The organism is Rhizobium sp. YAF28 (genome assembly GCF_052113285.1).
GTDB lineage: Bacteria > Pseudomonadota > Alphaproteobacteria > Rhizobiales > Rhizobiaceae > Rhizobium.
Map to the genome: position 1 here is coordinate 328,585 of NZ_JBFRCX010000002.1, position 25,279 is coordinate 353,863.

Genomic DNA, 25,279 nt, shown 5'->3' on the forward strand with positions numbered 1-25,279 from the left:
TTTTCCTGATCATTTTCATATTGGCGCTTTCGTTTCGACACCCTAGTTTAAAGTCGCATTGCTGCATGGCAGGGAGAGCAAATGCTGACGAAATCGAACCACGGCCTGAAGGATGTCGCTGAAGGACTCCTGCGGCCGCTGAGCCAGGCGGAACTGAAGTCGGCGCTTGCCGACCTGCAGGATATCGGCAAGAGCGAGCCTGTCGTGGCTGAGATGCTGAAAGCCGAGGGGTCGCTGCGCGACTTTATCGCCGCCGTCCTGACGCTCTCTCCCTACCTGCGCGAAATCGCCAATCTCGATCCGGCAATCCTTGCTTCCGCTATCAGCGACCCGCTGGAGCCGCAGATCGAAGCGTTGATTGCAGAAGCGCGCGATTGCTGGAAACCGGACGGCGAAGGAAGTACGCCCGGCGAAAGCCAGGTGATGAGCAGGCTGCGCATCGTCAAGCGCAGGGTGGCCTTCCTCGTAGCCCTTGCCGATCTCGCCCGTATCTTCGACGGTCGCGCAACAACCGGCTGGCTCAGCGAACTTGCCGAGGCCTCGGTCGAGGCCGCCATCGATCACCTGCTGCTGTCGACGCATGAAAGCGGCAAGCTGAAACTGAAAAATATCGCCGCTCCCAGCGAAGGCTCCGGCGTAATCGTTCTCGGCATGGGCAAGCTCGGTGCCTCCGAACTCAACTATTCCTCCGATATAGACCTCGTCATCTTCTTCGATGAAGAGGCCGGCATCGTGCCCGACCCCGATGATGCGATCGAGATCTTCCCACGCATGATGCGACGGCTGGTGCGCATCCTGCAGGAGCGCACGGCGGATGGCTATGTCTTCCGCACCGATCTCAGGCTGCGGCCTGACCCCGGCTCCACGCCGCTCGCAATCCCCGTCGATGCCGCCATGATCTATTACGAGGGCAGGGGGCAGAACTGGGAGCGGGCCGCCTTCATCAAGGCCCGTGCGGTTGCCGGCGATATCGCGGCAGGCGAGCAGTTCCTGCGCGGCCTCGCTCCCTTCGTTTTCCGCAAATATCTCGATTATGCGGCGATTGCCGACATCCATTCCATCAAGCGGCAGATCCATGCCCATAAGGGCCACGGCGCAATCGCCGTGAAAGGCCACAACGTCAAGCTCGGCCGCGGCGGCATCCGCGAGATCGAATTCTTCGTGCAAACCCAGCAGCTGATCGCCGGCGGGCGCATGCCGGCTCTGCGCTCCCGCGTCACCGAGGAGACGCTGGCCGAACTCACCAGGGCAAAATGGATCGACGCGGAAACCCGAGACGAGCTGACCGAAGCCTACTGGTTCCTGCGCGATGTCGAGCACCGCATCCAGATGGTGCGCGACGAGCAGACCCATCTTCTGCCGGAGACGGACGCGGAATTGAAGCGTATCGCCTTCCTGATGGGCTTTACCGATACGCCGAGTTTTTCCGAGCGGCTGGTGGAGGTGCTCAAGGCGGTCGAGCGGCGTTATGCCGACCTCTTCGAACAGGAAACCAAACTCTCCGTTGGGACAGGCAATCTCGTCTTTACCGGCCAGGGCGACGATCCCGATACGCTGGAGACGCTGAGGAAACTCGGCTTCGAACGCCCTTCGGATATTTCCCGCATCATCCGCACCTGGCACTACGGCCGCTACCGTGCCACGCAATCGGTCGAGGCGCGCGAGCGGCTGACGGAGCTGACGCCCGGGCTTCTGCGCGTCTTCGGCGAAAGCAAGCGGGCGGACGAGGCGCTGCTGCGCTTCGACAGCTTCATTTCCGGCCTGCCGTCGGGCATCCAGCTCTTCTCGCTGCTTGGCAGCAACCCGGCGCTGCTCTCCCTCATCGTCAACATCATGTCCTCGGCGCCGAAGCTCGCGGAAGTCATCGCCGCCCGCCCGCATGTCTTCGACGGCATGCTCGACCCCGGCCTGATGGCCGAGCTGCCAACGCGCGACTATCTCGGCGAGCGGCTGAAGGCCTCGCTGGTGCAGGCCCGACACTATGAGGAAGTGCTGGACCGGCTGCGCATCTTCGCGTCAGAACAGCGCTTCCTGATCGGTATCCGCCTGCTGACAGGCGCAATCAATGGCGACATGGCCGCGCGCGCCTTCACCCATCTCGCCGATCTCATCATTGAAGCCGCCCTCGACGCGGTCATGAACGAGATCCGCGTTGCACACGGAAATTATCCCGGCGGACGGATTGCGATTGCCGGCATGGGCAAGCTCGGCAGCTTCGAACTGACGGCAGGCTCCGATATCGATCTCATCCTGCTCTACGACTACGACGATGCCGCTGGCGAATCCGACGGTGCAAAACCACTCGATGCGACGCGATACTTCACCCGCATCACCCAGCGCCTGATTGCTGCCCTCTCGGCCCCCACGGCAGAAGGCGTGCTTTATGAAGTCGACATGCGGCTTCGCCCCTCCGGCAACAAGGGACCGGTCGCGACCCGTATCAATTCCTTCGGCAAATACCAGCGCGAAGAGGCCTGGACCTGGGAGCACATGGCGCTGTCGCGCGCCCGACTGATCTGCGGCGACCAAAGCCTGGTCGGCGAGGCGGAAGGCATCATTGCTGACGTGCTCTCAACAAAACGCGATATCGCCAAGGTCGCCCACGACGTCGCGGAGATGCGCGAGCTGATCGAAAAGGAAAAGGCGCCGGAAAATGGCTGGGATCTGAAGCTCATTCCGGGCGGCGTGATCGATATCGAATTCATCGCCCAATATCTGGCCCTGATCGCGCCGGTAAAGGGTGTCGAGACCAAGATCAACGGCCTTACCACCGGTGCCGCTTTGAAGACGATCGGCGACAAGTTGATGACCTCCGCCGATCTCGATACCTGCCTCGAAGCTTTCGCGCTCTACACAGAGCTTTCGCAACTGATCCGGCTCTGCATCGACAGCCTCTTCGATCCCAAGGAAGCACCCGCGGGCCTGACCGAGCTCGTCTGCCGGGCCGGAGACTGCCCTGACATCAAGACTTTGGAGGGCGAAGTAAAGCGGCTTTCCAAGGCGGTCCGTAAGGTCCTTCAGACGGTGGTGAAGGCGTAGGACCGGATTGCCTCAGGCTTGATCGGGAATACGCAGCGAGATGACCGTTCCGACCGACTCGCGCGAGCGTATTTTCATGCTGCCGCCGTGCAAGCTTGTCAGCGAACGGGAGATGGCGAGGCCGAGGCCGGAGCCGCCTTTGCTCTTGGCATACTGGCTCTGTACCTGCTCGAAGGGCTGGCCGATCTTGATGAGTGCTGCGCGCGGGATGCCGATGCCGGTATCTGCGATAGTGACCATGACGCCATCGGCGACGCGGCGGGTACGAACCGCAATGCGCCCGCCTTCATTGGTGAACTTCACGGCATTGGAGAGCAGGTTCAGCAGCACCTGCTTCATGGCGCGGCGGTCGGCCATCAGCGTCATGCCCGAGGAGATGCGCTGCTCGATGACGATGTTCTTTTCAGCGGCCGGAATGGCGGTGAAGCGCAGGCTTTCCTCGATCAGCGGCGCAAGGTCGGTGCGCTCGCGCGACAGCAGCATGTGACCGGCCTCGATCTTCGACATGTCGAGAATATCGTTGATGACGTTGAGGAGATGCTTGCCGCTGTCATGGATGTCGCGGGCATATTCATTGTACTTGGCCGAGCCGAGCGGCCCGAACATCTGGTTCTGCAGGATTTCCGAGAAGCCGAGGATGGCGTTGAGCGGCGTGCGCAGCTCATGAGACATGTTGGCGAGGAATTCCGACTTCGCCTTGTTGGCCGCTTCCGCGCGCTCCTTCTCCACCAGATAGTTGGAGTTGGCGGTCGAAAGCTCGGCCTTCTGCGATTCCAGCGTCTGGCGGGAGGCGGAGAGATCGTTGATCGTCGCCATCAGTCGGCGCTCGGAGTCGCGCAGGCGCTCCTGGTGACGCTTCAAGGGCGTGATGTCGGTGCCAACCGATACGCGACCGCCGTCACGGGTGCGACGTTCGTTGATCTGCAGCCAGCGTTCGTCGGCAAGCTGCACTTCCGTCGTGCGCGAATAGCCGGAACCGTCCGCATCGGCAATGCGCCGCTCGATGACGGGCCGCGCCGCAGCGGCATGAACGACCGTACGTTCCGTGCCGGGCACCAGCACGCTGTCCGGAAGTCCGTAGGCCTGCTGAAAATGCGCGTTGCACATGACGAGCCGGTCGTTCTTGTCCCACAGCACGAAGGCTTCCGAGGTACACTCGATAGCATCGGCCAGTCGCTGGTCGGCCTCGGCGTAGCGCTGAGCAAGCCGATGCTGTTCGGTCACGTCCATGGCGATGCCGATCATGTGCACGCGGCCGGAATGGCCGCGGATCACCTGAGCGCGAGCGCGCATCCAGACATAGTGGCCGCTCGCGTGGCGCATGCGGAAGATCTGGTCGACCTGGCCGGAATCGCCCTTGGCGACGGCGCGGGCGATCTCGTGCAGCCCGTTATCCTCCGGATGCATGAGCCTTGCCGCATCGGCAAAGCCCATCGTCTTGTCGGAGCCGGCAAGTCCGAGCATGTCGTACATCGAGCGCGACCAGAAGAATTCGCGATTGTGGAAATCGAAATCCCAAAGGCCGCAGCGGCCGCGCGACAGCGCCGTCTCGACCCTGAGATTGGATTCCAGGAAGATGTCATCGGCATCGCGCGCCCGCTTCACCTGCATGTAATAGGCATAGAGGATGACGAGCAGGATGGAGGAGATGCCGGCAAACAGCGTGACGTTGAGCGTCAGTTCCTCGCGCCAGAGACGGTTTATCTCGTTGAGCGACGTGGCGGAAACGATATAGCCGCCCGCCGTGCCCATCAGGGAGATCTCGGCATAATGCAGCTCGCCGCCGATGCTGGTTTCGATGACATCAGTGCGGTCGCCGAAGCGGCGGATCGCGGAGATCTCCGGGAAGAGGGCCGAGACATCGGCGCCGATATAGGAGGCACCGGCCGTCGTTGCCGCAAACACCTTGCCGCTTGCCTGCACCAGCAGCACGAAGGCGCCGTTCTCCAGCCGATCCTGCGGCAGGAATTTCGCAAGGCGCGCCTGCGCCTCTGCCGCACTGCCGCCGTCGAAGAGATCGGTCGCATCGGCAAAGACGGCGGCCGCCGTTGCAGCCGAAAGCGCCGTTGCATGCCGTGCGGAGGCTTCCATGCGGCTATATTCGCTGACCATGCCGAAGAAATGCGAGGCCGCAACGACAGCAAGAAAGGCAACAATGAGAACAGGGATCGTCCGCTTCAGGAGAAGCTCTGCCTTTGGCAGGTGGCGCAGCAATGGCTCAGGAGCTTTTGCGGTCTGTCCGGACAGGCTGTCGCGCCAGGCTTTGAGCCCGCCAAAATCGACACGCAGCCGTCCTTCGGCCGCGGTTGCCCGCCGCACGTCCATCATCTCTGAACCTAATCCCTCGTGTGATTCGCGCGCCGCTCGCTCGAACTACACCTAGAGAATCATGCGTGATTCGCCTTGTCCAGAGCCGGCGGTAAAAATTTATTAACCATTTGGGATTGCTGGTTTTTCGGAGGGATTCGCTGATGGCGGGCCTAGCTGTCCCACGGGTGGAAGACAGCTAGGCGGCAAATCATTTGCGGAAAATCACCCCTTGAGCGTGCGCTCGACGATGTCGCGGACATCGGTTGAAAGGTTGGCCGCCCGTTCGATCTCGATCAGTGCCGAGCGTGCATGATCGGCGCGGGCCGATTCCAGCGAGCGCCAGGAGCGCATCGAGGTCAGCAAGCGTGCGGCTAGCTGCGGGTTGCGCTGGTCGATGTCGAGGATCTCGCCGGCGAGGAAACGGTAGCCTTCGCCGTCGGCGCGGCCGAAGCCGGTCGGATTGCCGAAGGCGAACGTGCCGACCAGCGAGCGCATGCGGTTCGGGTTCGTGCGCTTGAAGAGCGGGTTTTCGATCAGCGCCTTGACGCGATCGACCGCGCCCGACCCGGGAATGCCGGCCTGGATCGCAAACCACTTGTCGACGACGAGCGCATTTTCCGAGAAACGGCTGCGGAAGGATTCGAGCGCCGCCTTGGCCTCTGCGCTGTCGGGGAAGCGATGGGCGAGGATCGTCAGCGCATGGCTGAGATCGGTCATGTTGTTGGCGCCGTCGAAGGCGGCCTTGGCGCGAGCCGGGCTGCCCTCGGCATAGGAGAGATAGGTAAGGGCGGTGTTGCGCAGCGCGCGGCGGCCGGCGCTCTTGGCATCCGGGCTGAATTCACCCGGTGTGGTCATCGCGTCGTAGAGGGCCGCGAAGGTGGCTTTGCCGGCTTCGGCGATCTGCTTCATGATCGCCTGGCGGCCGGCATGGACGGCATCGGGATCTATGTTGCTGCCGAGCTCGCGGGCGATGTCGGATTCGCTCGGCAAGGCCAGCGCCTGGGCGCGGAAGGCAGGCTCGAGGCTTTCATCGGCAGCCGCCGCAATCAGCGTATCGACGAAGGTCTGTTCGCAGACGATCGGCGCACCCTCGCGGGCATCGCGGGCGGCTTTCAGGAGGTTCGGCAGCGCCAGATCCGTCAGCGCCTGCCAGCGGGCGAAATGATCCGTCTCATAGCGGGCGAGCAGCGCCAGATCGGCCGGGCTCTGATCGAAATGCAGATTGATCGGCGCAGAGAAGCTGCGGTTGATCGAAACCACCGGGCGCGAGCCGATACCGTGGAAGACGGCAGTCTGTGTCCGCGCCGTAAGATGCAGCACCTCGCCGGCATATTCGGCGCCGTCGACGGTAGCAGGTTCGATCTTGGAGCCGTCCTCTGCAAAGAGTGCGAGGCTCAGCGGAATATGCATCGGCTCCTTGGTCGGCTGGCCGGGTGTCGCGGGGATCATCTGTTCCAGTGACAGGCTGAACGTCTTGGCGCCTGCATCATAGGTGCCGGATGCGGTCACGAGCGGCGTGCCGGCCTGATGGTACCAGAGCGAGAACTGCGCGAGATCGCGGCCGCTCGCATCCTCGAAGCATTTGATGAAATCCTCGATCGTGACGGCCTGGCCGTCGTGACGATCGAAATAGAGGTCCATGCCCTTCTTGAAGGTCTCGCGGCCAAGCAGGGTCGCGATCATGCGCGTGACTTCGCTGCCCTTCTCATAGACCGTCGTCGTATAGAAGTTGTTGATCTCGCGATACTTGGTCGGGCGCACCGGATGGGCGAGCGGGCCGCCGTCTTCCGGGAACTGCTCGGATTTCAGGTGGCGCACTTCGGCAATGCGCTTGACCGGGCGCGAACGCTGGTCGGACGAGAATTCGTGGTCGCGATAAACAGTCAGGCCTTCCTTGAGGCAGAGCTGGAACCAGTCGCGGCAAGTGATGCGATTGCCGGTCCAATTATGAAAATACTCATGCGCGATGATCGCCTCGATATTGGCGTAATCGGCATCGGTCGCCGTCTCGGGATCGGCGAGCACGTATTTGTCGTTGAAGATGTTGAGGCCCTTGTTCTCCATGGCCCCCATGTTGAAGTCGGAAACCGCGACGATCATGAAGATGTCGAGATCGTATTCGCGCCCGAACACCTCTTCGTCCCACTTCATCGAGCGCTTCAGCGCGTCCATCGCATAGGCCGCGCGCGGCTCCTTGCCATGCTCGACGTAGATCTTCAGCACGACCTCGCGGCCGGACATCGTGGTGAACGTGTCTTCGACGACGCCGAGATCGCCGGCGACCAGTGCGAAGAGATAGCTCGGCTTCGGATGCGGGTCGAACCAGGCGGCGAAATGCTTGCCCGGACCATAGCCGGCACCACCGAGGAAATTGCCGTTAGACAAGAGCAGCGGGTTGGCATCCTTGTCGGCGATGATGTTGACCGTATAGGGCGCCAGCACATCCGGCCGGTCGGGGAAATAGGTGATGCGGCGGAAGCCTTCGGCCTCGCACTGCGTGCAATAGATGCCGCTGGTGCGGTAAAGGCCCATCAGCTGTGTATTGGCTTCCGGATTGATGATCGTGGTGACGGTCACTTCGAAAGGCACCGTTTCCGGCAGGTCGCGGATGGTCAGGCTTTCGGGCGTTACCGTATAGCGTTCCGGCGCCAGTTCGTTCTGGTCGAAGAGAAGGCTGGAAAGATTGAGCTCGTCGCCATCGAGGATGAGGGGAGCGGAAAGATCGGCGCCTTCGCGGCGATGGAAGATCAGCCGCGCTTCCACCTTTGTTTCTGTCGGATCCAGTTCAAAAGTCAGGTCGACGCGTTCCAGCACGAAATCTGTTGGGCGGTAATCTGCCAGATTGATGACCTGACCGGTATCTGTTCGCATGTTGCCTGAAGACCTTTATTAGACAATGGCCGATTACAGAGGCGGGCGCACTCTGCTGAAATTTGGCCGCCATAATTACATTAAAGTCTGAACTAAAGTTAAAGCAAATCGACCGTGAATGCGAAGTTCACAGCCAAATTATTATGGTCAATTTGTCGTGCATGTGCAGCTGAAAGGAGAAGACCGCTATTTGAGATTGAGCGCAGTCTTGATCTCGGCGTCGCTTTCCGTCTGCTGGATGACAACGCCATACCAGCCGAGCCCGTCATAATCCTCGTAGCCGAGCGTGCGCGCGAAGGCGACGATCGAGCCGTTATTGTCGTAATAGCTGCCCTTAGGCTGACCGGTCTGGTTGGCGAGCGCGAAATGGGTGAAGAGCATGGCCGGATTGGTGCTGGCGATCACACGGCTTGCGCCGTCGAGCAGCATGACGGTGGTCTTTTCCGCAAGCTGCGGCGGCAGGTTCGCTTCCTTCTCGACAATCGCCTGACCCTGATTCTGCCAGTCGAAATAGACGCCGAGCGTACCCAGGAGCTTGCCGTCGAGCTTGCCGCCTTCGCGGATGCCGGTCGCATAGACGAGCGCATGGCGCTGGTCGTGGAGAGGGCTCGGTTTTACTTCATCGACGATATAGTCGTCGCCGGAGGCGCAGCCCGCCGCGGCCCGGAACCACGGATCGCCCGCAAGCGATGAACCTGATATCTTGCGCTGAAAGGTCGGATTGGCCGATGCGATCACCCGGCCGGAGAGATCAGTCATCACGAGGTCGAGATAAACAGTATAAAAGCGGTTGATGACGCCGAGCCGTTCGGCCGCGAACGCGACACGATCCTTGTCCGGCTCCTGCAGCGCCTGCCAGAGCGCCGGATCCGTCGCCCACCAGCGCACGTCGGCGGTGCGTTCGAAGAGGTTGCGCACGATGAGCTGAACCAGCGTCTGCGCGAGATCGGTCAACCGCACGCCTTCCATCTCGGTGACGAGCGAATCCGCCATCGCACGGCTGAGACCGATGCGCCCGAGCACATTGCTTTCGAACTTGTTGGTGATCTCCGTGGCGATCTGCGCCAGCCGCTGCACTTCATTGGCGACGACGGCAAAGCCCTTGCCGGTTTCGCCGGCGCGGGCCGCCTCGATCAGCGCGTTGATGGCAAGCAGCTTGATCTGCTTGACGATGCTGGTGTTGTCGGCGCTGAAGCGCTCCAGATCCGTGCTGATGCCATCGGTGACGACACGCATCGAGCGGGGCGTTGCGTTCTGCGACTGGGAAACGATCTCTGCGCTGAGCGGCTTCATCAAAAAGATCCTGAAAATAATCTGACGCGACTGGCTGCGGAACGAATGCGATTCTTTTGTATGATTAATTAGCTGAGAACGATGCGGTGGCATGGTTTGCAACCGGTTAACGCAATGGGTGCGGATGCGAACATTTTCGGGCGAATAAGCGTAAAACGCGAAGTTTTTTCATCAGAAAACGGAATTGCACAGAAAAGCGGCAGACAAAAAGCGGGTAAATACTTGCCGCCCACAGCATTGGCCCGAAAATCGGAATCGATTTTCGGAAAGCCTGATACTTAGATTCCAAGAGTTAGGGCGTCCTTTGTGCGTCCGAATGGACGCACGGCGCTCTACTGCGCGCAGATTTTTTCCCACCGGTGCATTTCTTCGGTTACGATGAAGAAATCATCCGCTGCGTTCGAGTCGAACGCGTCTCCCCCGCTCGGCATGCCCGCATAAGAGCCTGGATTATGGAATCGGTTCTCAGAAACCCGATGAGAGGCATTGCGCTGAAAGTCTCGTCGGTCGTGGTCTTCCTGGCCATGCAGACATTCATCAAGCTGGCTGGGTCGGATATTCCGCCGGGGCAGGTGACTTTCTGCCGCTCCTTCTTCGCGCTGTTTCCGATCATGGCCTATCTCGGCTACCGGCGTCAGCTGCGCTCTGCCTTCTATACGGCCAATCCGATCGGCCATCTGAAGCGCGGCACGCTCGGCATCATCTCGATGGGGCTCGGCTTCTACGGGCTTCTGCATCTGCCGCTGCCGGAGGCGATCGCGCTCGGTTATGCCACGCCGCTCGTCGCCGTCATTTTCGCGGCGGTTTTCTTAGGAGAGACGGTGCGCGTCTATCGCTGGAGCGCCGTCTGCTTCGGCATCATCGGTGTCGCCATCATCTCCTGGCCGAAGCTCACGCTGTTCCGGGAGGGCGGCATGGCGGCTGAACAGGCGGTCGGTGCACTCTGCGTGCTGCTGTCGGCCGTGCTCGGCGGCATGGCGATGATCCAGGTGCGCCGGCTCGTGGAGGAAGAGAAGACGGCGACGATCGTCCTCTACTTCTCGATCACCGCTTCGGTCTTCTCGCTTGCGACCGTCCCCCTCGGCTGGCTTCTGCTCGACTGGTCCTCGGCTCCTTTCCTCATCGCTGCCGGTTTCTGCGGCGGTGTGGCGCAAATCCTCCTGACCGAGAGCTACAGGCACGCGGATGTTTCCACCGTCGCTCCCTTCGAATACAGCTCGATCCTGCTTGGCGGCATCGTCGCTTACTATGTGTTCGGCGACGTTCCGAGCAGTACGATGCTTTTCGGCACGGTCATCGTCATTGCCGCCGGCATCTTCATCATCTACCGCGAGCACCAGCTTGGCCTGGAGCGCCGCGAAGCGCGAAAAGCCGGTGCGCCGCAATCCTGAGCGGCTGAACCTATATCACAAGGCGAATTTTTTATCGCTCTGATTGAAAAATTATGTCATCCGCCCCTCAAAAGAGAATGGGATGGTGAAATCTTGGGATATCGCTTTTCGCAAAAATATGGTTATGAAAGTGAATTACTTTCATTTATTCAAAGCCGTGCATAATCGATAGGCCATAGATGCCGGGGGAGTTTCGGTATCGCTGCTCCGAACGCTGGCTTGCGAGCGAGGGTTGAGGAAAAGCATCATGGCGTTCACGGCGGAACAACTGGCGCGGGATCCTTCTTTTGTAGTGAGCATTCGCTTTCTGGCCGGGCAAATGCGCGGCATGTTTGATGCGGGGCCGCGGCTGGCGCGCCTGCTGGCCTCGCATCAACGCTGGCTGCTGACGCAGACGGCCTATGCGCTGCATCTGGAATATGATCCGCGGGACGTGACCTCGGGTTTCACCGCCGTCCGGCTGACCGGCAAGATCACGGCGCACAAGATCGCCAGCCGCAACACGGTGCTTGCCTTCATCGAAGAGCTCTTCACCTACCGCTTCATCACCCATACGCCCGGTGACGAACGCCGCCGTCCTCGCCATTTCGAGCCGGCCGAAGTCAGCCACCAGGCAATGTTCGGCTGGTTGTACTCCAACCTCGGCGCGCTTGATCTCATCGATGGTGGAAGCCGGGCGGCGTTTCTGCAGGAAAATCCCACGCTTTTCCGCCAGATCCAGCCGCGTGTTGCCTATAACTGCCTCGAGGATATCAACTGGCGCGAACCGCCTGAACAGGTGGCGCTGTTCCTCTGGACGGAAGCGGGCGGTATGGTCATCGATCACTTCATGTCCCGGCTCGATCTCGAAGGATCCGATCCGGCAAGGCTGGCGATCGGCAAGGTGGAAACCCGCGCGCTTGCCGGTGATTTCATGATGTCGCGCACACATCTCCAGCGGCTACTCGCCAAGGGCGCGCAGCGCGGCTGTGTCGGCTGGTACGACGAGCCGAAGAAGTCGCAACTGTGGCTGTCGCGCGATTTCCTGAAGGAATATGTCGGCTGGCAGGCGATCAAGTTCGCCTATGTGGACGAAGCCTTCGAATCCGCCAAGGAAAGATTCGAGAGCGCAGGCGCCTGATCAGAGCGCGATGGCGGAAGCCGGGCTCTTGACCTCGGACGGCGCATCGCAAAGCTCGCGGCGATATTCGTGCGCGGCGCAGACGGCAGCACGGATATGCTCGAAAGAGTCGATGTGGCGCAGCAGTGAAATCAGAATTGTTGACATCGGTCGTTGCTTCTTGAAATGCGAAAAGGCAGGCGAACCGCCTGCCGGATCATCATTCCGGAATTTTCAATATTCCTGGAAATCCGCGAAGATCATCACCGGACGCGAAGTACGACCGTTGATGCCGGTACCGCGGGCGATCATCTGTTCGTTTGTGGCAAAGCCGAAACGGCTGTAGCCCTGCGTGGTGCGAACCTGATCGCTTGCTTGGCGCAGGGTTTCAAACCCGCAATGTATAGGACGAAAACGCTTGCTCATGGCCTTGGTTCCTGTTCATTCCTCCCAAGACACGCCTTCTATATTGCAGTGCAGCATTGATTCTTCAATGCACCCTTGCAGGATGCAGCCATGCGTATATTGCATGGACAAATTCATAATATTTTCAAACTTGGCTAATTTGTAAGCAGAGACAGCTCTTTAAGTCTAGCCTGGAAGGCCAGTAGATCGCTCCAGGCCAGCCGCTTGTTTACTGGCGCGGTTAACAGGTCTTGCGGATGCAGGCTGGCGATGGCCGGAATGACCTGATCTGCGACAGCGATCTCCTTCCACCGGCCGCGAAGCCCGTGGATCGTGTCAGTTTCGCCAAAGAAGAATCGTGCCGTATAGTTGCCGAGCAGCAAAATGGCGCGCGGTTCGGCAAGCGCGATCTGCCGCTCGATGAAGGGACGGCAGATCTCCGTCTCGGCCGCCGAGGGCATGCGGCTGCCGGGCGGACGCCAGGGAATGATCTGCGTCAGGAGAATGGCTGACCGCTCAAGCCCGATCGAGGCCAGCATCCGGTCTAGCAACTGGCCCTGCCGGCCGGCAAAGGCCACTCCCTCACGCTCGTCATCGGCGCCTGGCGCCGGGCCGATCACCATGATGCCGCTTGCCGGATCGCCGCTTGCGAAAATAGTCGAGCGGGCGCTGTTTTTCAGATTGCACCCATTGAAGGCTTCGAGCGCCGTCTTGAGTTCTGCAAGCGAGCGGGCGCTCTCGGCTGCGAACCGCGCCTGCTGCACCGCCTCACCGTCGGGAATTGCCGGTTGTGGCCGCGAGGCAGGAGCCGACACGGCCGCGTGCTGCTGCGGCGCGGGTGGGGCAGGGCGGGAGGACGCCTGCCTCTCAGGTGGTGCCTGTCTATCCTGCTGCGGTTGCGCGGCCGGTGCCGCCGAACGGCGCGCAGCCTTCATCGCCTCGAACTCGGCGAAACGATCGACCGGCTCTTCCTCCAGCAGCCAGTCCACACCCGCCTCCGCATGAAAATGCAGAAGTGCTGAAAGTTCGGCCGGACTCAGGTCGTTGGCGGAGATCATGGACAGACTTTAGCGGAGCGAAAACGGCAATGAAAGGGCGGGCAGGTCTGCCGGCGCCCTTTCGGCTGCTATTGCACAGTCCACTGGTTGATATCGTCGCGTTCGCCGATCAGTGCCAGACCATGCGCGATCGACAGCAGTTCGCCGCCGGTCTCGATCTTGTCCCTGTCGAAGCGCTCGGTGAAGATGCGCCGCACCGCCGGCACGAAGGATGTGCCGCCGGTCAGGAACACTTTGTCGATGCCGGACACATCCGTATTGGTCTTTTCCAGCACCTCGTCGAGCGCCCCTTCGATGCGGGCGAGGTCGCCGACGATCCAGCTTTCGAAATCGCGGCGTTTGATCGTGCGATGACCGCCGCGCCCGAGCGGGGCGAAATCGAAGGGTGCTTCCTCCGCGGAGGAAAGCGCCATCTTCGTTGCCGAGACCGCCTGATAGAGCGGATAGCCTTCGTCATGATCGATGAGATCGACAAAGGTTTCCAGCTTCTCCGGTTCCAGCGCCGTGCGCACCAGCTTCTTCAGATCCTCGAATTCCCGCGATGTCTTGAAGATTGACAGCTGGTTCCAGCGGCTGAAGCTCGCATAGTAGTTTGACGGCACCTCAAGGATCTTGTCGAAGCTCTTGAAATGGCTGCCCTTGCCGATCAGCGGCGCGACGATGTTGTCGATCATGCGCGCGTCGAAATGATCGCCTGCGACGCCGACACCGGAATGGCCGATCGGCGTTGCCGTCAATTTGCCGGCCCTGGTCTCGAAGCGGATCAGCGAATAGTCCGTCGTACCGCCGCCAAAGTCGGCAACGAGCACGGTCGCATCGGACTTCAGGTTTTGCGCGAAGTAGAAGGCGGCCGCAACAGGCTCGTAGACATAGTGAATTTCCGGAAAGCCGAAACGCGTCAGCGCCTCGTTGTAGCGCTGCACGGCCAGCACCGGGTCCGGACTGGCGCCGGCAAAATGCACCGGGCGGCCGGCAATGATGCGGCCGGTATCTTCGGGCCAGTTCTCGCCTGCGTAATGGCGCAGGCGCCGGATGAAGATTTCCATCAGGTCTTCGAAGCTCTGCCGCTTGCCGAAGATGATCGTGCCCTGGAAGAGGGCGCTGGCCGCAAAGGTCTTGATCGACTGCAGGAAACGACAGTCGCCGGGATTGTCGATGAACTGCTGGATCGCCGCGTGCCCGGCCTCGACCTTCAGCGCCGAGGCACCGAGCTGCGGATCCTTCATGAAGGAGAGCGCGGTGCGCATGCTGTCGGCCGTGCCGGCGCTGCTGGTAAGCGATATGGAATGTGTGTCTGCGTCGCCATCTGCCAGCGCCAGAACAGTATTGGTCGTGCCGAAGTCAAGCCCGAGCGCCCGTGCCATGGCCGTGCTCCCTATCAAATATGTCGAAAATCTATGAGCCGGGGCAGATACCCCGAAATGCGAAAGGGCGCTTTGCTGCGCCCCCGAAGATGTTTTGAGAGGCGCGTGATCGCACAGGAGAGGTCGGAAAGCAACCCGCCTTAGCATCGGCCCGAAAATCGGAATCGATTTTCGGAAAGCCTGATGCGCAAATCTAGAGAGTTAGAGCGCTGTGCGGATGCACGGCGCTCTAATCAGTTTCCGAGCTGCATCCGCGTCTCCTCGGCCATCCTGCCGATCCACTTGCGGAACATCTCCATGGCAGGCGTGACGGAGCGGGATTTGAGCCGCATCAGCCAGTAGCTGCCCTTGGAAATCCAGATCGGGAAGGGCTGCTCCAGCTCGCCCGCCGCAAGCTGGCGGGAAAACATCAAGGGCGGCGCCAGCGCCACGCCCGCACCCTGCAGTGCCGCCTCGATCATCAGCACGGAGGAATCGAAGACCATGCCCCGGATCGGCGGCGGTGTGACGCCCGCCGTCTCAAACCAGCTTGGCCATTCGTCGGCGCGGTAGGAGCGCAGCAATGTCTGATGGGCGACATCTTCAGGGGAAGAAAGCTGGCGGGCGATCGAGGGAATGCAGAGCACCGAAAGTGGCGCCTCGAACAGTGCCTCCGCCTCGATATCGTGCCAGGCGCCATTGCCGAACTTGATCGTATAGTCGAGCCCTTCGGCGGCTATATCGACGCGATTGTTGTTGGTCGAAAGCCTGAGATCGATGAATGGATATTGCTCGCGGAAATCGGCAAGCCGGGGCAGGAGCCAGCCGACGGCGAGCGTGCCGACGGCGCCGAGCTTCAGCACCTCGCGCACATGGCCGCCCTCGAAACGCTCCAGCATATCGGCCATGCGGTCGAAGGAATCCTGCAGGGCAGGCAGCAGCGCAAGCCCTTCCTCCGTGATCATCAGCCCGCGTGGCAGGCGGCGGAACAGGCTCACCCCGAGGCGCTGTTCCAGAAGCTTCACCTGATGGCTGACGGCCGCCTGCGTAACGCAGAGCTCGATCGCCGCCCGGGTGAAGGAAAGGTGCCGCGCCGCCGCCTCGAAAGCACGCAGCGAGTTCAGCGGCAAATATGGTCGAACCATGGCAATGGCCTAATCTGATTTATGCCTGACCGGAAATATCATCGTTTGATCAGGCCTTCCAGGCCGGCCTAGAAAGCTGAGGTCGAACCATATGGAGAACGAAAGTGGCTTTCGAAAGACTTCTTCTTCTGGCATTTTCCATAAGTATTACAGCAATTTCCATGGGTGTATCGCCGGCCGATGCCGCGGATGCGATCCGCTGCACCGTCATCATCGATGAGAAGACCGGCGAGACGATTTACCGTCAGGGCAATTGCGACCAGGGCTTCTATCCGCAGTCGACCTTCAAACTGCCTTTGGCCATGATGGGCTATGATTCCGGCATTTTGGTCGACGAGCACAATCCGCTCTGGACATATGATCCGAAGCTCAGGCGATCCCCACGCGAGCAGAAGGATACCGATCCGACCATTTGGGAGCGGGATTCCATCGTCTGGTTCTCACAGGCGCTGACCCGCAAGCTCGGCAAGCGCGCCTTTGCCGATTACGTCAGGCGTTTCGGCTACGGCAATCAGGATGTTACGGGCGGGCCTGGCAATACGGATGGACTGACCGAATCCTGGCTGATGTCCTCGCTGAAGATCTCGGCCGAAGATCAGGTGCGCTTCCTGCGCCGCTTCCGGACCGGCATCCTGCCGATTTCGGAACGTGCGCGGCAGATGACGGAGGCGATCGTGCCGCATTTCCAGGCGGCTGGCGGCTGGGATATTCAGGGCAAAACCGGCGCCGGCTGGTTGCGCAATGCGGCCGGCAAGACCAATTACGAACGGCCGCTCGGCTGGTTTGTCGGCTGGGCGACCAAGGGCGACAGGCGGCTCATCTTCGCAAGGCTCTATATCGCCAATCACCGCTACAGCGACAATCCGATCAGCTTCGAGACGCGGGATACGCTGGTCGCGGATTTCCCCAAGCTGGTCGAAGGCCGCTGATGCGAAAGGGCGCCGGAAGGCGCCCTTTCTGTCTCTCTATTCCGCGGCCATCGCTCGCGTTTCCGCTGCCACATGCTCTTCCTTCTTCTCGCGGCTGAGCATGCGGTGGAGGAAATTCCCGAAGCGGTCCATCTCGACGAAGATGACAGGCGTGATGAACAGCGTCAGCATCTGCGAGACGATGAGGCCACCGACGACGGCGATGCCGAGCGGCTGGCGTAGTTCCGAGCTCGCACCTGTGCCGAGCGCGATCGGCAGGGCGCCGAGCAGGGCGCAGAAGGTCGTCATCATGATCGGACGGAAGCGTCGCACGCATGCTTCGTGGATCGCCGCTGTCGCCTTCTCGCCCGTCGTGCGCATGGTTTCCACCGCCACGTCGATCATCATGATCGCGTTCTTCTTGACGATACCGATCAGCATCAGGAGGCCGATGAGGGCGATGATCGACAGGTCGAAGCCCATGATCTTAAGCGCGAGCAGTGCCCCGAAGGCCGCCGCCGGCAGGCCGGAGAGGATGGTCAGCGGGTGGATGAAGCTTTCATAGAGCACGCCGAGCACGACATAGATGGTCAGAACAGCCGCCAGGATCAGATAGGGCGTATTGCCCTGCGACTGCTGGAAGATCTCTGCCGTACCGCCATAGGACGTGAAGACGTCTGCCGGCATGTCGAGGTCCTTCTTGATCTGCTCGATCCTGGCCGTCGCGTCGCTGAGCGATACGCCTTCCGGCAGGTTGAAGGACACGGTGGTCGAGACGAGCTGACCCGTCTGGTTGATGGTGACAGGTCCGACCGTGCGCTCGACATGCGCAAAGTTCGACAGCGGCACCAGGCTGCCATTGGAAGAAGCGACCCGGATTTCCGATAGCTTCTGGTCGTCCCAGGGCTTGCTCGTGTCATATTCGACGATGACGTCGTAGCTGTCGCCGGTCGACTGGATTTCCGCAGCCGCAAAGCCGCTGAAGGATTCCTGCAGCGTCGTGCGCAGCGTGTCGTTGTCGATCCCGTAGGCGGCTGCCCGCTCGGTATCGATGACGATATTGGCTTGCAGGGCGTTGTTCTGCGCATCCGAGGTCACGTCCGTGAACAGGCGGTCGGCGCGCATCGCCTGCTGGACCTTTCCTGCCCACAAGTTGGTCTGGTCGGCGTTCAGTGCCTGTATGACCAGCTGATATTGGCTGGCAGTCTGGCGTCCGCCGAAGCGCAGGCTCTGGTTCGGTGTCACGAAGGCTTGCAGGCCGGGGATCTTGTTGATCGCCGTGCGCAGCTCGCGCAGCGTCTGGTCAAGCGGTGCACGCTGATCCTTGTCCTTCAGTTCGACGAACATCGAGCCGTTGTTCTGTGGCTTGTTGGGGTTGCCACCGATCGTCGACATCACATGGTTGACGGCTGGGTTCGCCTTGACGATCGCGGCAGCCTGCTGCTGCAGGGCTTCCATCGCCGAATAGGAAATGTCCTGTCGCGCCTGGGTGCTGATCGTCAGGCGGCCGATATCTTCCTGCGGGAAGAAGCTCGTCGGCAGCGTCATGAAGAAATAGATCGTCAGCGCGACGGAAGCGAAGAAGATCCCGAGGATGAAGGGGCGGTGGCGAAGGCACCAGCCGACCGCATTGTCGTAGCCGCGCAGCGTCCGCTCGAAACCGGCGTCGAAGATGCGGATGATGAGTGGCGGACGGCTGTGGTTGTTGGAAAGGCGCGAACCGAGCATCGGCGTCACCGTCAGCGATACGATGGCCGAAGCGATGATGGCGATCGCCACCACCATGCCGAATTCGTTGAACACGCGGCCGACCACGCCGCCCATCAAGAGGATTGGGATGAAGACCGCGATCAGTGACACCGACATGGAGATGATCGTGTAGCTGACTTCGCCCGCACCCTTGATAGCCGCCTCCCGCACCGGCATGCCTTCCTCGACATGCCGCAGGATGTTTTCCAGCATGACGATCGCGTCGTCCACCACGAGACCCACCGCGAGCGTCAACCCCAGCAGCGAGATATTGTCGATACTGTAGCCCAGCACATACATCATGCCGAAGGTCGAGATCAGCGACAGCGGAACGGCAAGCCCCGGAATGATCGTAGCGGTCGCATGGCCGGTGAAGAGGTAGATGACGAGAACGACGAGGCCGATCGTCAGAAGCAGCGTGAACTTCACGTCGGCGATGGCATCGCGGATCGGCTTTGCGGCATCGTTCATGATGACCGTGTTGACCGAGGGCGGGATTTCGGCATGGAGCTGCGGCAGCTTGGCGTTGATCGCATCCACGACATCGACCGTATTGGCATCCGGCTGGCGCTGGATGGCAAGGATGATGCCGCGCTGGCCGTCATACCAGCTGCCCGTATACTGGTTCTCGACGCTGTCCTGGACATCGGCAATATCGCCGAGATGGACCGGCGCGCCGTTCGGATTGGCGATGACGAGCGAACGGAACTGCTCGGCGTTGGTGCGCTGCGTATTCGCCGTGATGGTCATGGCCTGCGAATTGTTCTGCAGCGTGCCGACCGGCTGTTGGCTGTTGGCGGCCGCAAGCGCCTTGTTGACGGTGTCGATGCCGATGCCGCGGGTCAGCAGCTTGTTGGGATCGACCTCGACGCGCACGGCATAGGTCTGCGCACCGAAGACGCTGACCTGGGCGACGCCCGGAAGCGTCGACAGCGACGGCGAAATAATGTCTTCGGCGATCTCGTCGAGCTTGCTGCGCGGCATGGTGTTGCTCTGCACCGAAAGCAGCATGATCGGCGCATCGGCCGGGTTGGTCTTGCGGTAGCTCGGCGGTGTCGTCATGTTGTCGGGCAGCTGCCGCGTCGCATGCGAAATGGCCGCCTGCACGTCGGCGGCGGCCGCATCGATATCTCGGTTCAGGTCGAATTGCAGCACGATGCTGGTGCTGCCGAGCGAACTCGACGCGCTGATTTCGCTGATACCGGGGATCGTCTCGAACTGCTTGATCAACGGTGTCGAGACCGAAGTCGCCATCGTCTGCGGCGAGGCGCCGCTCAGCTGCGCCGAAACGTTGATGGTCGGGAAGTCGACCTGCGGCAGAGCCGCAACCGGCACGAGCCGGTAGCCCGCGAGGCCTGCCAGAATGACACCGATCGCAAGCAGCGTCGTCGCCACCGGGCGCTGAATACAGAAATTCGGGATCATTGCTCAGCCCCCACCGCGATCGTCTCGGCCTGTTGCTGCTGTTGCTGAGGCACGTCAGCGGACGCGACGTTGAGCGTCTTGTCGTCGAATTGTTCGTTGACCGCCTGCTGGTCGCTGAGCTGACCCTGGCCTTCGACGACCACATGGTCGCCCTCCGAAAGGCCCGACGCGATGGCGGTGAAGCCGCCGTTGGCGCGGGCGACGGTAACAGGCGTCAGATGCGATTTTCCGTCCTTGGCCACGAAGGCAAAGAAACCGTCGGGGCCGGGGCTGACGGCAACCGTCGGTACGACCACCTGCTGCTCGTCGTTGTTGAAATGCACGACGATATTGACCGACTGGCCAGGCCACAGAGCGCCGGAGGCGTTTTCGAACTTAGCCTTGGCGAGGATCGTGCCCGATGCCGTGTCGACCGTATTGTCGTAGAAGCTGATTTCGCCCTTGCGCACTTGCCCCTTGGTGGAATTGGGCGCCGTGCTGACCTCGACCGGACCGGAGGCCAGCGCCTTCTTCAGGACGCGCAGGTAGCGCTCCTGCAGGTGGAACTTCACATAGATCGGATCGTATTTGGCGATGGTGACGATGGCCGCACCGGCATTGACGAAGGCGCCCTTGCTGAGGGCGATATCGCCGAGCCTGCCGTCGAAGGGCGCGCGAATATCGGTATGCTCGAGGATGACCTGGTCCGAAGCAAGCGTGGCCTTGTCGGCTTCGACGGTCGCGGCGGCAGTATCGCGGGCAGCCCTGGCCTGATCGAGGCTCTGCTGGGTGCCGGCCTTCTGGTTGAAGAGGTCTTGCGCCCGGGTCAGCGCCGTCTCGGATTCTGCGAGCGTTGCCGTATCGCGCACGATCATCGCATTGTCCTTGTCGACGGCGGCCTTGGCCGTCCGGTCGTCCAGCTTGGCGATCAGATCGCCCTCCTTGACCGTCGCACCGTCTTCGGACTCGATGCTGACGACGAGGCCCTGTTCCTGTGCGGCAATCGTCGTATTATCCTCGGCATCGGCCCAACCGGTCGCCGTCACATCCATGGGCAGAGCGGCCTTCACGGCTGCAACGGTCTTGATCATCGTGGGACCACCGTTCGCGCCACGCCTGCGCCCGCCACCCTGTTGTTGACCACCCTGCTGCCCGCCGCCACTCTGGGCCTGATCGGCCTGCGCCTGCTGATGGCCGTTGTTCTGGCTGCCCTCAGGCTTGTTGATGAACTGTGAGAGATAGGGGATGCGTGAAGCATAGGGGATCTTGTCCCCGAACTGCCAGAAGCCAACCGCGGCCACGGCTACAATAGTGACGGTGATCCAAAATTTCTTCATAAGCGAAACCGGTTTTGTTGGGCAGATTGCGTGATTTTCCGCGCTGATTGAGCCGCCTATATTGCGGCGCAAAAAAGACATAATCACCCCGGCGATGATCACTAAGCGGTTATAATGGCTTAAATTTTGGTAATGAACATTCTGTAATATTCAAACTATACTAATATATAGTCGGATAGGCAGCGTCCTCCGCCTTGGTGACCTGCCAGCGCAGGCTGTATTGGCGAACACTATTTGCTCCGAATTGCAGGTCCTGTGCGCGGGTTAGAATCTGGAAAACGCAGAGGCAGACGGTCATGGCCGAGTTGAATGCCGGTGAATTTCGTTCACTCATCACCAACATCTTTCCGGAGCTTACGGCCTCCGTTTTCCGGCTCGCGACGAAGGGTTGGGATTCGATAGCCATCGATGTGGATGACAGGCTGATCTTCAAGTTCCCGCGCGATCTGGCCGCGGAGAGGGCACTGGTCAAAGAGGCGGCCCTTCTCGGCATCATCAGGCCGTCGCTGTCGATGGCGGTTCCCGATATGCGCATCCATGACGGCCCGCCGATCTTCTCCAACCATGCCAAGATCCGGGGCGAACATCTCATCGCCGGCGATTACGAGCGTCTGCCGGAAGCGGCCCGCCAGCGCCTCGGCGACGATCTCGCCCGCTTCTATGCCGAACTGCATGCTCTCGATGCCGACCGCCTGCGCGCGCTCGGCGCCGGACCGATCCTGCCTTGGCAATCACCTGACGCGGTGCGGGAAAAGGCGCTACCGCTGCTGTCGTCCGAGCTGGTAAGTTATGCAGAAAGGATTATCTGGGATTTCATTGCTTTACCGCCAGATCCTTACGGGGTCATTTACGGCTTCTTCGACGGTCATGGCTGGAATATGGCGTTCGACCATGCTGAGGGCAGGCTGAACGGCCTCTATGATTTCTCGGATTCAGGCTTCGGCCCGCTGCATCAGGAGTTCATCTATTCGAACTTCATCTCGCCCGATCTGACATCACGCATCGTCTCGGCCTACGAGATGCTGACCGGCCGCCGGCTCGACCGCTGGCGCATCGCTATCCTCACCGGCTTCCACCGCCTGTCGGAACTCGCAGAATTTGCAGACGATCCGACCTATGCCGGCGAGATGATCGACAGCGTCAAAGCATGGGCCGCTGCTGGATGATGCAGTTGCTCAGACGGAGCGCGCAGCACCCCCGTCGCAACGGATCAGCGATCCGGTGATGTAGCTTGCCGGCTGGCTGCAGAGGAAGGCCGCCGTTGCGGCGAATTCCTCCACCTTGCCGTACCGCCCGACCGGAATGCGCGCTTCCTTCTCCACGCGAATCTCCTCGACGCTCTTGCCGGTCCGTTTGGCGGCCGCGCCGTCGAGATCGTCGAGCCGTGCGGTGAGAATGCTGCCGGGCAGAAGCAGGTTGGTGGTAATGCCATGGCCGGCCACTTCCGATGCGAGCGTCTTACTCCAGCCGGCAAGGGCCGGGCGCAGCGTGTTCGACAGTGCCAGATTGGCGATCGGTTCGATCACCCCTGACGAGGCGACTGTCAGGATGCGGCCCCAGCCCTGCGCCTTCATGCCGGGCAGCAGGGCGTTGGTCAGCGTGATGACGCGCGCGACCATGGAGAGAAAATAGGTTTCGAGCTTTTCCGGCGACATGTCCTCGGTCGTGCCGGGCGTCGGGCCGCCGGTATTGTTGACGAGAATATCGAGCCCGCCGAATTTCTCCTGCACGGCAGCCGTTACGCTCGCGATGAAATTGTCCTCGGAAAGGTCGGCCCAGATCCAGTCGGCCCGGCCATTTCCTTGCTCATTGATCGCCTTGCAATTGGCGTCCAGCTGCTCGCCGCTGCGCCCGCAGAGAAGAACGTTTGCCCCTTCCTGCGCCAGCGCCTTCGCAATGCCGAGCCCGAGGCCGCGCGAGGAAGCCAGTACGAGTGCGCGTTTGCCCTTGATGCCGAGATCCATGATTTCCTCCATTTCCTGTGCCCTTTCTATAGGGCGCAAGTCCCGTGAAAGAAAAGCGCGAAGACCGCTTTCACGGTACTCCAATAATTGACGTTAACGTAAGCGTCATATAATCTTCTGTGCGGAGGAACATCATTGTGCGAATTGGAGGATTGGCTGTCGCTTCCCGGCTCGACAATGTTTTCCGGTTTTGACAAGAGAGTACCTCAGGAATGGGGATGAACGGCCTTGAGAGGGCCGAGCGGAGACGGATGGATGACCGAAATGACTGAGCTGCCGGAACGCGAGAGCATGGAATTCGACGTGGTGATCGTCGGCGCCGGTCCCGCCGGCCTTTCAGCCGCCATCCGCCTGAAACAGGTCAATCCGGAACTGTCGGTCGTGGTATTGGAGAAGGGTTCCGAAGTCGGCGCTCATATCCTCTCCGGCGCCGTTGTCGACCCCATCGGCATCGATCGCCTGCTTCCAGGCTGGCGCACGGAGGCTGACCACCCCTTCAAGACCGAGGTCAATGCCGATCACTTCCTGCTGCTCGGCCCCGCCGGTTCCATCCGCCTGCCGAACATCATGATGCCGCCGCTGATGAGCAATCACGGCAATTATATCGTCTCGCTCGGAAATGTCTGTCGCTGGCTGGCGACCAAGGCCGAAGAACTCGGCGTCGAGATCTATCCAGGCTTTGCCGCGACCGAAATGCTCTACAATGATGAGGGCGCTGTCATCGGTGTCGCGACCGGCGACATGGGTATCGAGAAGAACGGCGAGCCCGGCCCGAACTATGCGCGTGGCATGGCTCTCATGGGCAAATATGTGCTTGTTGGAGAGGGCGTGCGCGGCTCGCTCGCCAAGCAGCTGATTGCCAAGTTCGATCTTTCGAGCGGCCGCCAACCCCAGAAATTCGGCATCGGCATCAAGGAACTCTGGGAGGTCAAGCCGGAAAACCACCGCCGCGGCCTGGTGCAGCACTCCTTCGGCTGGCCGCTTGATATGTCCACCGGCGGTGGCTCCTTCCTCTATCACCTGGAAGACAATCTTGTCGCCGTCGGCTTCGTTATCCACCTGAACTACAAGAACCCCTATCTCTATCCCTTCGAGGAATTCCAGCGCTTCAAGACGCATCCGGCGATCCGCGGCACGTTCGAGGGCGGCAAGCGCCTCTCCTATGGCGCGCGTGCCATCACCGAGGGCGGCTATCAGTCGGTGCCGAAGCTCTCCTTCCCGGGCGGCGCGCTGATCGGCTGTTCGGCGGGCTTCGTCAACGTGCCGCGCATCAAGGGCAGCCACAATGCCGTGCTCTCGGGCATGATGGCCGCCGACCGCATCGCCGAGGCGATTGCTGCCGGCCGCGCCAATGACGAAGTAGCCGAGATCGAAACCGACTGGCGCAAGAGCGATATCGGCAAGGACCTGAAGCGCGTGCGCAACGTCAAGCCGCTATGGTCGAAGTTCGGCACAGCCTTGGGCGTCGCCCTTGGCGGTCTCGACATGTGGACCAACCAGCTCTTCGGCTTCTCCTTCTTCGGCACGCTTGGTCATGGCAAGACCGACGCAGCCTCGCTGGAGCCGGCTTCACAGCACAAGAAGATCGATTATCCGAAGCCGGATGGTGTGCTCACCTTCGACCGCCTGTCCTCCGTCTTCCTGTCGAACACCAACCATGAGGAGGATCAGCCGGTCCATCTCCAGGTGAAGGACATGGCCCTGCAGAAATCGTCCGAACATGACATCTATGCCGGCCCGTCGGCGCGTTACTGTCCGGCCGGCGTCTATGAATGGGTGGAAAAGGACGGCCAAGAGACCTTCGTCATCAACGCGCAGAACTGCGTCCACTGCAAGACCTGCGACATCAAGGACCCCAACCAGAACATTAACTGGGTGCCGCCGCAGGGTGGCGAGGGGCCGGTCTATCCGAATATGTGAGGCCGCGCGGTTGTTCGGCGCCGTAAACCCGGCGCCGGAATGA

General features: G+C 61.0%; 17 protein-coding genes. 6 read left to right on the top strand and 11 right to left on the bottom strand.

Annotated elements, in window-relative coordinates; genetic code table 11:
• The first annotated feature begins 81 nt into the window (after positions 1-81).
• Entirely contained in the window at positions 82-3,039 is a 2,958-nt protein-coding gene (locus AB4Z13_RS05950; protein WP_439014442.1) for a bifunctional [glutamine synthetase] adenylyltransferase/[glutamine synthetase]-adenylyl-L-tyrosine phosphorylase, read from the top strand.
• A 12-nt stretch (positions 3,040-3,051) separates the two neighbouring features.
• Here the strand turns inward: AB4Z13_RS05950 and AB4Z13_RS05955 are convergent, their stop codons facing one another.
• The 3 genes from AB4Z13_RS05955 to AB4Z13_RS05965 all read right to left on the bottom strand — a co-directional run bounded on the left by AB4Z13_RS05955 (position 3,052) and on the right by AB4Z13_RS05965 (position 9,513).
• Positions 3,052-5,367, bottom strand: coding sequence for a PAS domain-containing sensor histidine kinase (locus AB4Z13_RS05955; protein WP_439014443.1), 2,316 nt, complete (start codon positions 5,365-5,367; stop codon positions 3,052-3,054).
• 204 nt (positions 5,368-5,571) lie between these two features.
• On the bottom strand, positions 5,572-8,220 hold the full coding sequence (gene pepN / locus AB4Z13_RS05960; protein ID WP_439014444.1) for an aminopeptidase N: 2,649 nt from the start codon (positions 8,218-8,220) through the stop codon (positions 5,572-5,574).
• 186 nt (positions 8,221-8,406) lie between these two features.
• A complete protein-coding gene (locus AB4Z13_RS05965) occupies positions 8,407-9,513 on the bottom strand; it encodes a methyl-accepting chemotaxis protein (protein WP_439014445.1) in 1,107 nt (368 codons plus the stop codon).
• Between the two features lie 452 nt (positions 9,514-9,965).
• On the opposite strand from AB4Z13_RS05965, the gene AB4Z13_RS05970 reads away from it, so the two are divergent.
• Both AB4Z13_RS05970 and AB4Z13_RS05975 read left to right on the top strand, forming a co-directional pair.
• The gene (locus AB4Z13_RS05970; RefSeq protein ID WP_439014446.1) at positions 9,966-10,904 is read left to right on the top strand and encodes a DMT family transporter; all 939 of its coding nucleotides are present in this window, start codon (positions 9,966-9,968) and stop codon (positions 10,902-10,904) included.
• A 247-nt stretch (positions 10,905-11,151) separates the two neighbouring features.
• Positions 11,152-12,024 carry a hypothetical protein gene (locus AB4Z13_RS05975; RefSeq protein ID WP_310382759.1) on the top strand — a complete coding sequence of 291 codons (873 nt, stop codon included), beginning with the start codon at positions 11,152-11,154 and terminating at the stop codon, positions 12,022-12,024.
• On the opposite strand, the gene AB4Z13_RS05980 is transcribed toward AB4Z13_RS05975, so the two are convergent.
• The 5 genes from AB4Z13_RS05980 to AB4Z13_RS06000 all read right to left on the bottom strand — a co-directional run bounded on the left by AB4Z13_RS05980 (position 12,025) and on the right by AB4Z13_RS06000 (position 15,954).
• Positions 12,025-12,171: a hypothetical protein gene (locus tag AB4Z13_RS05980; RefSeq protein WP_439014447.1), complete on the bottom strand. Its 147-nt coding sequence runs from the start codon at positions 12,169-12,171 to the stop codon at positions 12,025-12,027.
• 66 nt (positions 12,172-12,237) lie between these two features.
• Positions 12,238-12,429 carry a hypothetical protein gene (locus tag AB4Z13_RS05985; RefSeq protein ID WP_113324116.1) on the bottom strand — a complete coding sequence of 64 codons (192 nt, stop codon included), beginning with the start codon at positions 12,427-12,429 and terminating at the stop codon, positions 12,238-12,240.
• 134 nt (positions 12,430-12,563) lie between these two features.
• Positions 12,564-13,466 carry a uracil-DNA glycosylase family protein gene (locus AB4Z13_RS05990; RefSeq protein WP_439014448.1) on the bottom strand — a complete coding sequence of 301 codons (903 nt, stop codon included), beginning with the start codon at positions 13,464-13,466 and terminating at the stop codon, positions 12,564-12,566.
• 68 nt (positions 13,467-13,534) lie between these two features.
• Positions 13,535-14,830, bottom strand: coding sequence for an Hsp70 family protein (locus tag AB4Z13_RS05995; RefSeq protein ID WP_442205941.1), 1,296 nt, complete (start codon positions 14,828-14,830; stop codon positions 13,535-13,537).
• 233 nt (positions 14,831-15,063) lie between these two features.
• Positions 15,064-15,954, bottom strand: coding sequence for a LysR family transcriptional regulator (locus AB4Z13_RS06000; RefSeq protein WP_439014450.1), 891 nt, complete (start codon positions 15,952-15,954; stop codon positions 15,064-15,066).
• A gap of 104 nt (positions 15,955-16,058) precedes the next feature.
• Between AB4Z13_RS06000 and blaOXA the strand changes: the two genes are divergently transcribed.
• On the top strand, positions 16,059-16,883 hold the full coding sequence (gene blaOXA / locus AB4Z13_RS06005) for a class D beta-lactamase (RefSeq protein WP_439014451.1): 825 nt from the start codon (positions 16,059-16,061) through the stop codon (positions 16,881-16,883).
• A 36-nt stretch (positions 16,884-16,919) separates the two neighbouring features.
• On the opposite strand, the gene AB4Z13_RS06010 is transcribed toward blaOXA, so the two are convergent.
• Positions 16,920-20,036, bottom strand: coding sequence for an efflux RND transporter permease subunit (locus AB4Z13_RS06010; RefSeq protein WP_439014452.1), 3,117 nt, complete (start codon positions 20,034-20,036; stop codon positions 16,920-16,922).
• Positions 20,033-21,352, bottom strand: coding sequence for an efflux RND transporter periplasmic adaptor subunit (locus tag AB4Z13_RS06015; RefSeq protein ID WP_439014453.1), 1,320 nt, complete (start codon positions 21,350-21,352; stop codon positions 20,033-20,035). Before AB4Z13_RS06015 ends, AB4Z13_RS06010 begins: the two co-directional genes overlap by 4 nt.
• A 296-nt stretch (positions 21,353-21,648) precedes the next feature.
• Between AB4Z13_RS06015 and AB4Z13_RS06020 the strand changes: the two genes are divergently transcribed.
• Complete coding sequence (locus AB4Z13_RS06020) at positions 21,649-22,518, top strand: phosphotransferase family protein (protein WP_439014454.1); 870 nt, start codon at positions 21,649-21,651, stop codon at positions 22,516-22,518.
• Between the two features lie 9 nt (positions 22,519-22,527).
• On the opposite strand, the gene AB4Z13_RS06025 is transcribed toward AB4Z13_RS06020, so the two are convergent.
• A complete protein-coding gene (locus tag AB4Z13_RS06025) occupies positions 22,528-23,316 on the bottom strand; it encodes an SDR family oxidoreductase (protein WP_007825239.1) in 789 nt (262 codons plus the stop codon).
• A 255-nt stretch (positions 23,317-23,571) separates the two neighbouring features.
• Here AB4Z13_RS06025 and AB4Z13_RS06030 point away from each other — a divergent pair, with 255 nt between their 5' ends.
• Positions 23,572-25,236, top strand: a complete 1,665-nt coding sequence (locus AB4Z13_RS06030) for an electron transfer flavoprotein-ubiquinone oxidoreductase (protein ID WP_439014455.1) — start codon at positions 23,572-23,574, stop codon at positions 25,234-25,236.
• The last annotated feature ends 43 nt before the right edge of the window (positions 25,237-25,279 follow it).